General features: G+C 60.7%; 12 protein-coding genes. 8 read left to right on the top strand and 4 right to left on the bottom strand.

Going from position 1 to position 13064, the window contains the following annotated elements; all coding sequences use genetic code 11:
• Positions 1 to 22 precede the first annotated feature (22 nt).
• The gene (pobA, locus tag BVK86_RS05660) at positions 23 to 1207 is read right to left on the bottom strand and encodes a 4-hydroxybenzoate 3-monooxygenase (RefSeq protein ID WP_408002986.1); all 1185 of its coding nucleotides are present in this window, start codon (positions 1205 to 1207) and stop codon (positions 23 to 25) included.
• Between the two features lie 190 nt (positions 1208 to 1397).
• Here pobA and BVK86_RS05655 point away from each other — a divergent pair, with 190 nt between their 5' ends.
• On the top strand, positions 1398 to 2294 hold the full coding sequence (locus BVK86_RS05655) for a helix-turn-helix domain-containing protein (RefSeq protein WP_075945495.1): 897 nt from the start codon (positions 1398 to 1400) through the stop codon (positions 2292 to 2294).
• Positions 2295 to 2302: 8 nt separating this feature from the next.
• Here BVK86_RS05655 and BVK86_RS29775 read toward each other — a convergent pair whose 3' ends face one another.
• Both BVK86_RS29775 and BVK86_RS05650 read right to left on the bottom strand, forming a co-directional pair.
• Complete coding sequence (locus tag BVK86_RS29775) at positions 2303 to 2479, bottom strand: hypothetical protein (RefSeq protein WP_167371496.1); 177 nt, start codon at positions 2477 to 2479, stop codon at positions 2303 to 2305.
• A gap of 139 nt (positions 2480 to 2618) precedes the next feature.
• Complete coding sequence (locus BVK86_RS05650; protein WP_208609343.1) at positions 2619 to 3524, bottom strand: LysR family transcriptional regulator; 906 nt, start codon at positions 3522 to 3524, stop codon at positions 2619 to 2621.
• A gap of 138 nt (positions 3525 to 3662) precedes the next feature.
• Between BVK86_RS05650 and BVK86_RS05645 the strand changes: the two genes are divergently transcribed.
• Positions 3663 to 4538 carry an MBL fold metallo-hydrolase gene (locus tag BVK86_RS05645; RefSeq protein WP_075945493.1) on the top strand — a complete coding sequence of 292 codons (876 nt, stop codon included), beginning with the start codon at positions 3663 to 3665 and terminating at the stop codon, positions 4536 to 4538.
• A gap of 37 nt (positions 4539 to 4575) precedes the next feature.
• Here BVK86_RS05645 and BVK86_RS05640 read toward each other — a convergent pair whose 3' ends face one another.
• Positions 4576 to 5457 (bottom strand): LysR substrate-binding domain-containing protein, encoded by an 882-nt coding sequence (locus BVK86_RS05640; RefSeq protein WP_075945492.1) that lies wholly within the window; start codon positions 5455 to 5457, stop codon positions 4576 to 4578.
• Between the two features lie 161 nt (positions 5458 to 5618).
• Here BVK86_RS05640 and BVK86_RS05635 point away from each other — a divergent pair, with 161 nt between their 5' ends.
• The 6 genes from BVK86_RS05635 to BVK86_RS05610 all read left to right on the top strand — a co-directional run bounded on the left by BVK86_RS05635 (position 5619) and on the right by BVK86_RS05610 (position 13041).
• Positions 5619 to 7256: a 5-guanidino-2-oxopentanoate decarboxylase gene (locus BVK86_RS05635; RefSeq protein WP_075945491.1), complete on the top strand. Its 1638-nt coding sequence runs from the start codon at positions 5619 to 5621 to the stop codon at positions 7254 to 7256.
• Positions 7253 to 8701, top strand: a complete 1449-nt coding sequence (locus BVK86_RS05630; RefSeq protein WP_075945490.1) for an aldehyde dehydrogenase family protein — start codon at positions 7253 to 7255, stop codon at positions 8699 to 8701. Before BVK86_RS05635 ends, BVK86_RS05630 begins: the two co-directional genes overlap by 4 nt.
• 217 nt (positions 8702 to 8918) lie before the next feature.
• On the top strand, positions 8919 to 10022 hold the full coding sequence (locus BVK86_RS05625; protein WP_075945489.1) for an extracellular solute-binding protein: 1104 nt from the start codon (positions 8919 to 8921) through the stop codon (positions 10020 to 10022).
• A gap of 194 nt (positions 10023 to 10216) precedes the next feature.
• Positions 10217 to 11125: an ABC transporter permease gene (locus BVK86_RS05620; RefSeq protein ID WP_075945488.1), complete on the top strand. Its 909-nt coding sequence runs from the start codon at positions 10217 to 10219 to the stop codon at positions 11123 to 11125.
• A complete protein-coding gene (locus BVK86_RS05615) occupies positions 11122 to 11970 on the top strand; it encodes an ABC transporter permease (protein ID WP_075945487.1) in 849 nt (282 codons plus the stop codon). The genes BVK86_RS05620 and BVK86_RS05615 overlap by 4 nt, the downstream gene beginning before the upstream one ends.
• Positions 11971 to 11985: 15 nt before the next feature.
• Complete coding sequence (locus BVK86_RS05610) at positions 11986 to 13041, top strand: ABC transporter ATP-binding protein (protein ID WP_075945486.1); 1056 nt, start codon at positions 11986 to 11988, stop codon at positions 13039 to 13041.
• The last annotated feature ends 23 nt before the right edge of the window (positions 13042 to 13064 follow it).

Genomic DNA, 13064 nt, shown 5'->3' with positions numbered 1-13064 from the left:
GCCAGTGTAAATCGGTAGCAGGCTATTCGATAGCCTCGTATGGAAGGCCGACATAGTTTTCTGCGATGGTTTTGCGACCGGCCTCTGAATCTACAAAGTAGTCCAGCTCCGACTCGGCGATGCGCTGGCTGAAGGCATCGTGGTCGTCGAAACGGTGCAGCATCGAGGTCATCCACCAGGAAAACCGTTCGGCTTTCCACACCCTGCGCAGGCAGACTTCCGAATATTTTTCCAGCAAATCGAGGCGATTTTCGCGGTAAACCTTGAGCAGGATGTTGAACAGCGTACTGACGTCGCTGGCCGCCAGGTTCAGACCCTTGGCGCCGGTGGGCGGGACGATGTGCGCGGCATCGCCGACCAGAAACATCCGGCCGTATTGCATCGGCTCGACCACAAAGCTGCGCAGCGGCGCGATGCTTTTTTCGATGGACGGTCCGGTTACCAGCTTCTGCGCCAGCGCCTGTGGCAGCCGGGATTTGAGTTCATCCCAGAAACGTTGATCGGACCAGTTTTCGACCTTTTCGTCAGCCGGCACTTGTACGTAATAGCGGGTGCGGGTTTCTGAACGCATGCTGCACAGGGCGAAGCCCCGTTCGTGGCGGGCGTAGACCAGTTCTTGGTGGACCGGTGGGGTGTCCGCCAGTATCCCCAACCAGCCAAACGGATAAACCCGTTCGAAGATCTTCAGGCACTCGGCGGGAATCGATTGTCGGGCGACGCCATGGAAGCCATCGCACCCGGCGATGTAATCGCAATCGAGACGATACTGCTCGCCATCCTTTTCGAAGGTCACGAACGGTTCATCGGTTTTCATGCCGTGGGGAACGACGTTGCTCACCTCGTAGATTGTCTGCGCTCCGGCGACCTGACGAGCGGCCATCAGGTCGCGGGTGACCTCGGTCTGACCGTAGATCATCACGGTTTTCCCGCCAGTGAGGGCTTGCAGGTCAATGTGTACCTGACGCCCGTCGAGGGCCAGTTCGAAGCCGCCATGAACCAACCCTTCGGCATCCATGCGCTGGCTCACGCCGGCCTGGCGCAACAGCTCTACCATGCCTTGTTCGAGAACACCGGCGCGGATGCGACCGAGTACATAGTCCGGGGTCTGACGTTCGAGGATAAGGGTGTCGATCCCGGCGTTGTGCAGCAACTGGCCGAGCAGCAGGCCGGAAGGGCCACCACCGATAATGGCAACTTGGGTTTTCAGCGTTTTCATTGTTTTTATGACTCGCAAGCTTCACGCGACCATGGCCGGTGAAAGATTTTTATGGATCGAGTGCTTGCATTTTTCCCCCGCGAGTCTGTCAATTGAAGGTGAAAACTGAGCCGATACCTGTACATTTTGCCAATCGGTGCGATTATCGCCCGTCATCTATTCCGAGGCCTGGATTGAAGTGATGAACAAGCCTGACCTGCCGTCGATTCCGGTGTTCAAGCTCTATGGTGAAAGCCTGGATTGGCCGACCCCGGACTTGCTGCACTGTGAAACCATTTCCAAACGCAGCCGCGAACATCAATGGGAAATCAAACCGCATCGCCATGCCGATTTATGCCAGTTGCTCTTCGTATTCAAAGGTCAGGCAGAGCTTGAAATCGAAGGCAAACGTACGCAACTGACGCAACCGGCGATCCAGATCCTGCCGCCGCTGTCGGTGCACGGGTTTCGTTTTTCCGAGGATGTCCAAGGGTTTGTCGTGACCCTCGCCGCGCCGTTGATCGCCCATTTGCAGCAGCAACTGGGGCATTCGGTGAACGCCCTGGCCCAAGCCGAAAGCTACCCGGCGGGTGCGGACGGCGAGTACCTCAACAGCCTGTTCAGTGCGTTGCAGAACGAGTACACCAGCCATCAACCGGCGCGGGAAATGCTCATGCATTCGTTGGTCAGTGTGATCATGGTGTGGGTCAGCCGTCAGGTGATCCAGCGCCACTCGGCCAGCCAACGACCGCAGCGTGCCCGGGAATATCTCAACGGCTACATTCAGCTGGTGGAAGAGACCTATCGTCAGCACGTCAAGGTCGAGGACCTGGCCCATCGCCTGGGGATTTCCGTTTCCCACCTCAATGGCACTTGCCGTGAGTTGGCGGGGCAGCCGGCATTGCAGATCATGCATGAGCGGCAATTGCTGGAGGCCAAGCGCTTGCTGACCTACACCAGCATGACCATCTATGAAATGTCCGACGTGTTGGGGTTCTCGGATCCGACTAACTTCACGCGCCTGTTCCGACGCCGGGTGGGCATCTCGCCAAAAGCTTTCCGCGACCGCTTGAAGGCCGATCAGGACAACGAGGCCTGACACCTTCGTTAGCGCAGGGCGTTAAGGGTCGCGTTGTGGGGAATGCAACGCTCGAAATTGCAGCTGGCGTAATCACGGGGCAGGTTGCGCAGCTGTTCCACGCGCCAGGCTGCGGCGCCATACAACCCGAGCGTGGCCGCACAGGTGACGAAAATGGCGAGGTACCTTCTTGTTTTGATGTTCATGGTGTTGACCTCTGAACGAATACCCTTCGGTATTACTTTGAGCATAGGTCAGCCCGGGTGAGTTGCCAGCAATAACGCGGTATTCAAAACACTGATAAGCCACTGTGGGAGCGGGCTCGCTCCCACAGTTTCAATCGGCTTACAGGCCGGTATCCCACGCCGGTTCCTCCGGAAATCTCTCCACCAGGAAATCCAGCAGACTGCGCAATGCCGCCGGCATGTGCTTGCGCGATGCATACACCGCGTACACGTTCATCTGCCGCGGTTCGGCGTGTGGTAGCAGGCGAATCAACTCACCGCTGTGAATGTATATGCCAGCCTGATAAGTGGGCAGCATCGCCACGCCGGCACCGGCCATCGCCGCGCGTAGCAGCGTGCTGGTTTCGTTAGCGCTGATATTGCCCTGCACCGGCACCGATACCTGTTCACCCTCCTGCTCGAAATGCCACAGGCTCTTGCCGAAGTAGGAATGGGTCAGGCAATTGTGCTGGCTCAAATCCTCGACCCGCTGCGGTGTCGGATGCTCGCGCAGGTAGGCGGGGGAGGCGCAGATCAGCGAACGGCAGACCGTCAACCGACGGGCGATCAGGTTCGGGTCCAGATCGTTGCTGGTACGGATCGCCAGGTCGATGCGCTCATCCACCAGATTCACCGTGCGGTCGAGCATCTGCAGGTCGATGCTGACGCCGGGATAGCGTTTGACGAAGGCCGCCATGGCATCGGCCAGTTGTGCCTGGCCGAACGAGGTGCTGACACTGATTCGCAGAAGGCCGCGCGGGGCATCCTCCGGGACGCTGACAGCGGCTTGCATGTCGCAAGACAAGTCGAGCATTTGCCGACAGCGCGGTAGCACTTCGCTGCCGGCAGCGGTCAGGCTCAACTTGCGCGTGGTGCGGTGCATCAGGCGCGCGCCGACCCAATCCTCCAGCTCCGCCAGATAGCGCGAAACCACGGGTCTTGATAACTCCAGATGATCGGCGGCCGCCGACTGGCTACCGAGGTCAACCACCGTGACGAACACTCGCATTGCTTGTAGACGATCCATGATTTGCCCGATTTCAGAAACAAACTATGTTCCAGCATCGCATTTTTTGTACTGATCGAGACAACTAAGCTCTGCTCCATTGTGCAGGAGCCAGCAAGCCGGCTCCCACACAAGCGTATTTCAACCAAGGAGCGACAGATGATCGGTTTCACCTCACTCAAGCGGGTTTTGCTGGCGACCACCCTCGGCTTCGCCGCCCACGCCAGCGCATCGACTTTGACCCTGGATGTCTACAATCCCGGCGAAAATGCGATTTTTCCGGTGACCACGGTGTTGGTCAGCGGTGAGAAAGACGCGATTCTGGTAGACGCGCAGTTCGGCAAGTCCCAGGCCGAACAGCTGGTGGAAAAAATTCGCACCAGTGGCAAGCGATTGACCACCATTTACATCAGTCACGGTGACCCGGATTACTACTTCGGCCTCGATACCCTGACCGCCGCGTTCCCCAATGCCAAGGTGCTTGCTTCGCAGCCAACGGTCGAGCACATCAAGCGAACGGTGGACGGCAAACTGGCGTTCTGGGGGCCAAAAATGGGCGCCGACGTACCGGCCAAAACCATCGTGCCGGACGTGCTCAAGGGCGACAGCCTGATGCTCGAAGGACAGAAACTGCAGGTGGTGGGCCTCGATGGCAAACAGCCGGAGCGCAGCTTCGTGTGGATTCCGTCGATCAAGGCGGTGGTCGGTGGGGTGGTCGTGGCAGAGAACATCCATGTGTGGATGGCCGATACCCAGACGCCACAGTCCCATGCCGATTGGTTCACCACGCTGCATGCCATTGAAAGCCTGAAACCGAAAACCGTGATTCCGGGGCATTACCTCGGCGACAGTGCCCGGTCGTTGGTCGCCGTGCAGTTCACTGCCGATTACATCAGGGCTTTCGATGAAGAAACCGCCAAGGCCAAGGATTCGGCGGCCCTGATTGCCGCGATGAAAAAACGCTACCCGGCACTGGGTGAAGAAAGCTCCCTGGAGTTGAGCGCCAAGGTCGCCAAGGGTGAGATGAAGTGGTAACGGATTTGGGGGAGTAATTTCCCCCAGGTTTTGGCTTTCAGCGACTCTGCGCCTGCTCCACCAACCACCCCATCAACTCGCGCAGCTTCGGTGAAGTCCCGGGTTTTTCCGGGGATACCAGGTAGTAGGCCAGCCCGGTTTTCACTTTCAATTCGAATGGCATGACCAGCCGCCCGGCATCCAGGTCATCGCCGATCAACGACCAGTCACCAATCGCCACCCCCGTTCCTTGCGATGCCATCGACATCGCCAGATCGAGCGTTTCGAAATGCTGACCCTTGCTGACGTTGCTCAACTGCACATCCGCCGCTTTCAGCCAGGCCTTCCAGTCGCGCTCATCGCGGGTGGGATGCAGCAGTAGATGCTGTTGCAGATCGCTCGGCGTTTGCAGGGTGATCGGCCCTTCGAGCATCGGCCGGGAACAGACCGGCGTCAGTTGCTCGTCGAACAGTTTTTGCGACACCAGTGCGGTGTCCGGCGGTGCGCCATACATCACCGCCGCATCGAATTGCTCGCGATGAAAATCCACGCCGTGCTTGACCGTGGTGGTCAGTTGCACCGGCACGTCCGGGCGCTCCTTTTGCCATTGCAGCAGGCGCGGCAGCAACCAGCGCATGACGCAGGTGGGCGCTTTGAGTTGCAGGGTTTCGCGCTTCTCGCCGATCTGCTCAACGGCCTCGTCGATCAAACCGAAAATCTGCTGCACCCGTGGCAGCCATTCCCGTCCCTCGGCCGTCAGATCGAGACCCCGGGCCTGACGAATGAACAGCTCATAACCCAGATGATCTTCCAGCCCGGCGATCTGCCGGCTCACTGCGCCCTGGGTGATGTGCAGTTGCTCGGCGGCCCGGGTGAAGTTGCAGCACTGCGCGGTAATCAGAAAAGTGTGCAGCGCCGGCAGGGGAGGCAGTCGTTTCATTGGGATCCAAGGTATGACGTGAGGACATGGCTAGTATGACTTTTTATCCATTGTTGCGGCTACGTGTCGCCCGTTCCAATGAGGCCATCCCTGGACCTGCGAATCCATCATAAACACAGCGCAGGCCCGGCGTCTCAAATCGAACAAGAAGGGCAATTCACATGGCGACGTGCGGCGAAGTATTGGTCAAGCTACTCGAGAATTATGGTGTCGAGCAGGTGTTCGGCATTCCCGGCGTTCATACCGTGGAGCTGTATCGCGGGCTGGCCCGTTCGAGCATCAACCACGTCACGCCACGTCACGAACAGGGCGCCGGTTTCATGGCCGACGGCTACGCGCGCACCAGTGGCAAACCGGGTGTGTGCTTCATCATCACCGGCCCTGGCATGACCAACATCACAACGGCGATGGGCCAGGCGTATGCCGATTCGATCCCGATGCTGGTGATCTCCAGCGTGCAATCCCGCAGCCAGTTGGGCGGCGGTCGCGGCAAGCTGCACGAACTGCCGAACCAGGGCGCGCTGTGCGCCGGCGTCGCGGCGTTCTCCCACACCCTGATGTCGGCGTCGGAGTTGCCGGGCGTGCTGGCCCGCGCATTCTCGCTGTTCCAGGCGGGTCGTCCGCGCCCGGTGCACATTGAAATTCCGCTGGATGTGTTGGTGGAAGAGGCCGACGACCTGCTCGGCAGCCTGCCGGTCAATATCGACCGCGCCGGTGCTTCGCCGAGCGCCGTGTCGCGCATGACCGACCTGCTGGCCGCCGCCAAGCGTCCGCTGATCCTCGCCGGTGGCGGTGCCATCGATGCCGCTGCCGAGCTGACTGAACTGGCCGAGTTGCTGGATGCGCCGGTGGCCCTGACCATCAACGCCAAAGGCATGCTCGAGTCCGCTCACCCGCTGCTGATCGGCTCGACCCAGAGCCTGGTCGCCACCCGCGCGCTGGTCGCCGAGGCTGACGTGGTGCTGGCCATTGGCACTGAACTGGCCGAAACCGACTATGACGTGACCTTTGCCGGTGGTTTTGAGATTCCGGGCAAACTGCTGCGTATCGACATCGACCCGGACCAGACCGTGCGCAATTACCCGCCGCACGTGGCGCTGGTGTCCGACTCGCGCAACGCTGCGCAAGCCTTGTTGAGCGCGCTTTCGCACAAACCCCTCGGCGAGCGCCGCAACGATTGGGGCCAGGTTCGCGCCGCCCGTTTGCGTGAAGAGCTGGCCGCGTCCTGGGATGCACCGACCCTGGCCCAGACCCGCTTCCTCGAAACCGTTTTGCATGAATTGCCGGACGCGGTATTCGTCGGCGATTCGACCCAACCGGTGTACACCGGCAACCTGACTTTCAACCCGGAGCGCCCGCGCCGCTGGTTCAATTCGTCCACCGGCTACGGCACCCTCGGCTATGCCTTGCCGGCAGCGATTGGCGCCTGGCTCGGTGGCCGCGTTGAACGCGGCGCGCGTCCTCCGGTGGTGTGCCTGATCGGTGACGGCGGTCTGCAATTCACCCTGCCGGAACTGGCCAGTGCCGTGGAAGCGCGCACGCCGGTGATTGTGCTGCTGTGGAATAACCAAGGCTACGAAGAGATCAAGAAATACATGGTCAACCGCGCCATCGAGCCGGTTGGCGTCGACATCTACACCCCGGATTTCATCGGCGTGGCCAAGGCCCTGGGGTGCGCGGCGCAGGCCGTCAGCGGTGTCGAACAACTGCGCTCAGCGCTGCGTACCGCGACCGATCGCCAGGGCCCGACCCTGATTGAAATCGATCAGACCGAGTGGATGAAGGCGGTGTCGAAATGACGTTCCCGACGACCCTGGATGGCCTGTACATCGATGGCCAATGGTCAGCCGGTCACGAACACCTGCGGGTGATCAACCCGGCGACCGAAGCCCTGCTGACCACCGTAAATGGTGGTGACGAACGTGCCGTCGATCACGCCGTCAGTGCGGCGACCCGGGCTTTCGCCGACTGGTCGAAAACCACCGGTGCCGAGCGTGGCGCGATCCTGCGCAACATCGCTGCGGGCGTGCAGGCCGGGCGCGAACAGCTGATGTATTTGCAGTCGAGCAACAACGGCAAGCCACTGTTCGAAGCGGCGATTGACGTCGATGACGTGATCGCCACCTTCGAGTATTACGCCGGTCTCGCCGAAGGCCTGGAGGCGAAACAGGACAGCACTATCGAGTTGCCGACCGACGATTTCAACGCCCGCTTGCGCCGCGAACCCTGCGGTGTGGTCGGCCTGATCGTGCCGTGGAATTTCCCGATGGTCACCACTGCGTGGAAGCTTGCCCCGGCCCTGGCCGCTGGCTGCTGCGTGGTGCTCAAGCCTTCGGAAGTGACGCCGCTGCCGGAGCTGGAACTGGCGGCAATCATCGCTGAAGCCGGGTTGCCATCGGGGGTGTTCAACCTGGTCTGCGGCACGGGGCTGGCGGTCGGCGCGCCCTTGTCGGCAGACCCGCGTATCGCAAAAATTTCCTTCACCGGCAGCAATGCGGTGGGCGTGCAAGTCATGCAACGCGCAGCCGAATCGGTCAAAGGCGTGAGCCTGGAACTGGGTGGTAAATCTTCGCTGCTGGTACTCGCCGATGCCGATCTTGACCTGGCGGTGGAAGTGGCTTGTGGCGGGGGGTTCTTCAACGCCGGGCAGATGTGCTCCGCCACCAGTCGTGTGCTGGTCGCCGATGAGCTGGCCGATGAATTCCTGACGCGGGTGAAGGCCCGTGCCGAAGCGATTCGCGTAGCTGACCCGTTCGACCCGAATGTGGAGATGGGTGCGCTGGTCAATCAGGCGCAATACCAACGGGTGCTCGGCCATATCGACCGCGGTTTGAGTGCCGGCGCCAAGCTGGTGTGCGGCGGCAATCGTCCGGCGGATTTGCCCCGTGGCTATTTTTTGCAGCCGACGGTTTTCACCCACGTGCCCCTCGACAGTGCGCTGTGGTGTGAAGAGATTTTCGGCCCGGTGATCTGCGTGCGCAGTTTTGCCAGCGAAGCCGAGGCGATTGCCCTGGCCAACGACAGTCAGTTCGGTCTGGTGGCCAGTGTGGTCACGCGCAACGCCGAAGCCGCTGACCGTGTCGCCAACGCCTTGCAGGCGGGCCTTGTATGGATCAATGCGCCACAAGTGATCTTCCCGCAGACCGCCTGGGGCGGCTACAAGCAGAGCAGCATCGGCCGCGAATTGGGGCCGTGGGGCTTGCAGGCTTTTCAGGAAATCAAGCACGTGATTCGAGCTGTCTGAAGGCACGAAAAAGGTGAGCGCATGCCTCTCGAAGAGGCATGCGTCAGCGTCATGGCTTCGATGAGTTTTTATCGATAGTCAGGTGTTTTGCATGACCTCAGGATGAACTCGCTGGCCCGGTAAAACCCCCGAAAATACGAGGGACAACGCTGATCCAGCCGCGCGGATGCAACAGTTTCGACCTGCCTTATACCTACAAAAACAAAGGGAGTCCGTAATGGGCGAGCATGATCTGAACAGACGTCAATTCATCAAGACCGTGGGCGTAGCCTCGGTGGCAGCGGCGGCGATGAGCCTGCCGTTCGTCAAGGCCAATGCCAGCGATACACGCTTCACCGGCAAGACCCTGCGTCTGCTGACCTGGTCCGATGACACCGGGCTGGCTGCCCTGCGCAATATCGCCGCGACATTCGAAGACAAGTACGGCTGCAAGGTCATCGCCGACCGCACTGGCAGTACCTCGGAAATGGTCGCCAAGCTCAAGGCCGGCGGTGATCGGCCGCAGTACGACATCATCACCCTGGCCGGCGTCGGCGCTGAAGGCCTGGCCGCCGCCAACTTGCTGGAAAAGCCTGACCTCAACCGCATTCCCAACATTGTCGATGTGCCGGAAAAATACCGCACTGGCGCCAACGGTCACGGCATCGGTTACCTGCTGTGGTGCAACAGCCTGGTCTACAGCACCCGCACGCAGACAGAAGCCCCGACCAGTTACGCGTCCTTGTGGGACGCCGACGCGGCGCCGAACATTTTCCTGCCGCCGCCGAACTGGACCGAGGCCATGGACCTGATCATCATCGCCGCCAAACTGGCCGGTGGTGACGAGCACAACATCGAGCCTGGCTTCAAGAAACTCGCTGAGCTGAAGGATCGCGTGGTGACCCTGGGCGAAAACCCGAACCAGATCGCCGAACTGTTCCGCACCGGCTCGCTGGACATGGGCGGCCTGTACGCTCCGGCGTTCTTCCCGAAACAGATCCGCGATTCGAACTACGGCCTGGGCGCCACGTTCGGCATGAAGGAAGGTTTTTACACCGACCTGATGCTCTCGGTGATGCCGAAGAATCGTCCGGGCGATACCGACATGGCCTACGCCTTCATCAACCATTCTCTGGACCCGCTGGTGCAGGGCAAGATGGCCGAGGACATCTACAACGGCCCGGTCAACGCCAAGGCGATCATCTCCGCCGAAGCACGCAAGAGCCCGTACATCCTCACGCCGGAACAGATTGCCGAGAAGGCGATCATGCACGACAACGCCTTCCTGGCCTCCGTGCATGACCAATGGATTCGTCGTTACACGGAAATCTTTTCTTCCTGATCGAGTGACGTACACAGGAACTTCAAACACGGAAGATCCGCTGTGGAAGCGAGCCTGCTCGCGATGCGTCAGCACATTCAGTATTGATGTGACTGACACACCGCTTTCGCGAGCAGGCTCGCTCCCACAAGGGGGGCTGACGCGTCCGCAAGTCTTGTGTTCGTCAGCTGCTTTCCATTGACGAGACCTTTGCTATGGAACACCAACCTTTGACCCATTCGGTCAGTGCTGCTGAGTCGCGTCCACGCCTCGGTGTTTCGCCGACCACCCGCGCCTGGTTTTTCCTCACGCCGTCGATGCTGTTCCTGGGCGTGCTGATCGCTGCCAGTCTGCTGGTTCTGCGCATGAGTGTCGGCACCAAGGGCGCGGAATGGTCCGGGTTCAGCCTGGCCAGTTACGCCCAGTTGCTGGAACCCTATTACCTCAAATCGCTGATGCTGACCCTGCGGCTGGCGCTGATCAGTGCGGTGATCGCCGTGATTCTGGCGATACCGGTGGCGTACACCATGTCGCGATTGACTTCGCCGTTCGTGCGACGGATCTTCCTCGCGGCGGTGCTGCTGCCGCTGCTGGTCAACCTGCTGCTGCAAAGCTACGGCTGGCTGGTAATTCTCGGCCCGGGCGGCATGCTCAATCAGGCGCTGATGGGGCTGGGCCTGATCAAGCGTCCGATCATGCTGTTGTACAACCAGAACGGCGTATTGATGGGCCTGGTGCAAACTGCTTTCCCGTTGGCCGTGCTGCCGATTGCCAGCGCCATGCGCGGCGTTGCGCGCAGCTACGAAGAGGCCGCCGCCACCCTCGGCGCCAGTCGCTTCCAGGTGTTCCGCCAGGTGGTGTTGCCGATGAGCCTGCCGGGGATCATTACCGGTGCCACGTTGGTATTCGCTTACAACGCCAGCAGCTTCGTCGTGCCCTTGCTGCTCGGCGGCCGCCGCGTACCGATGCTCGCGGTGATGGTGCATGACCAGATCGCCCCGCTGATGAACTGGCCCGCCGCGTCCGCCGCCGGTGTGGTGCTGATCGTTACCACGCTGGCGATCATGACCCTGTCCGAATACATCACTGGCCGTCGTCGGCGCATGCTGGAGGCTTCGCAATGAGTACCCTGAGCAAGAAGCGCTATGGGCTGTTGCCCGGCGAGACGGGCAAGTTTGCCGGCATCCTTTCCGGTTTCATTCTGCTGCTGGCGGTGCTGCCGATCCTGACCATGATCGTCATGTCGTTCAGTGGCGCATCGAACCTTGATTTCCCGCCGAGCAGCTACAGCCTGCAATGGTACAAGGCCGCCTGGCACACCTTCGTTTCGCCGGACGCCAGCGACGTGTTGAGCCTCGGCCAGGCCATGACCACCAGCCTGATGGTGGCGTGCCTGACCATGATCTTCGCCACCCTCATCGCGGTACCGGCCGCTTACGCGTTGACTCGTTGCGAGTTCCGCGGCAAGGCCGTGGCGCTGCAACTGATGTCGTTGCCGCTGGTGTTCCCGATGGTGGTGCTGGGCCTGGCGCTGCTGCTGGTGTTCGACAGCCTGCCGTTCCACATGACCACCTCGCGGCTGGTCATTGCCCACGTCATCCTGGCGTTGCCGTTCGTGGTGAAAAATTGCACGGCGGCGATGCTCTCCATCGGCAGTGAAGTCGAAGAGGCCGCGCAAATGCTCGGCGCTTCACCGCTGCGGGCGATTGTCGATGTGGTGGTGCCGTTGATGAAGTCGGGGATTCTGGCGGGGATGCTGCTGGCGTTCATCGTCTCGTTCAACGAGTTCACCGTGACCTATTTCCTCTACACCATCGACGTCATGACCGTGCCGATCTGGATGTACAGCCGCACCGTGTCTTCGCTCGACCCAACCGTATTTTCGTTTGCCGTGCTGATCGTGCTGATCGACTTCGTCCTGATCTGGGCGCTGGAGAAGCTGGTCGGTGAAGGTGGCGTTTCGTTCTGATTCTTGAGGTGATTTATGTCTGGTCTGATTCTGGAAAACGTCGAGAAACATTACGGCTCGGCCTGCGCGGTAAAAGATGTAAACCTGCATTTGCCCGAGGGCAAACTGGTGTGTTTCCTCGGCCCGTCGGGCTGTGGCAAAACCACCTTGTTGCGGATGATCGCGGGCCTGGAAACCCTGAGCGGCGGCGAAATTCGCCTGGATGGCGAGGACATCGGCCACACCCCGGCGCATCTGCGTAATTTCGGCATGGTGTTCCAGTCGCTGGCGTTGTTCCCGCACATGACGGTGGGGGAGAACATCGCCTATCCGCTGAAACTGCGCGGTGTGAGCAAGGCTGATCAGCAGGCGCGGGTGGTGGAGTTGCTGGAACTGATCCAGTTGCAACCGATGATCAATCGTCCTGTGGCCAAACTCTCGGGTGGCCAACGCCAGCGCGTGGCGATCGCCCGGGCGATTGCTTCGCACCCGAAAATCCTCTTGCTCGACGAGCCGCTGTCGGCGCTGGATGCCAAGCTGCGTGAGTCGATGCAGGTGGAAATCCGTCAACTGCAGCAGCGTCTGAACATCACCACCATCATGGTCACCCACGACCAGCGCGAGGCCATGACCATGGCCGATATCGTCGTGGTGCTAGGTGAGCACAAGGTGCAGCAGGTGGGTACGCCGATCGAGATTTACCGCCATCCGGCCAACGAGTTTGTCGCGGATTTCATCGGCTCCGGCAACATTTTTCCGGCCACGGTGCTGGGCAACGGCCAGGTGAGTTTGCCGGGCGGGGACGCGCTGCAAGTGCCGATCTGCAGCAGCGTTGTGGTTGGCGAGAAGGTGAAAATGCTGATTCGCCCGGAAGACCTGCAACTGTCGGCGCCGCAGGCAACGGCGGGCAATCGCTTGCTGGGCAAGGTGACATTTGTGCGGGACATCGGCGCGACGATCGAGACGACGGTGGAGTGTTCCGGGGTGACGTTTACGGCGCTGAGCACGCCGTGTCAGGGGTTTGGTTTGAACGTCGGGCATCCGGTGTCGGTGACCTTGCCAGCAGAGGCTTGCCGCGTGCTGGGGGCGTGATCCGGATTTGATGTTGGCCTTGC

Origin of the sequence: Pseudomonas reinekei (assembly GCF_001945365.1) — a bacterium.
GTDB classification, from domain to species: Bacteria; Pseudomonadota; Gammaproteobacteria; order Pseudomonadales; family Pseudomonadaceae; genus Aquipseudomonas; species Aquipseudomonas reinekei.
This window is presented reverse-complemented; position numbering and strand designations above follow the sequence as displayed.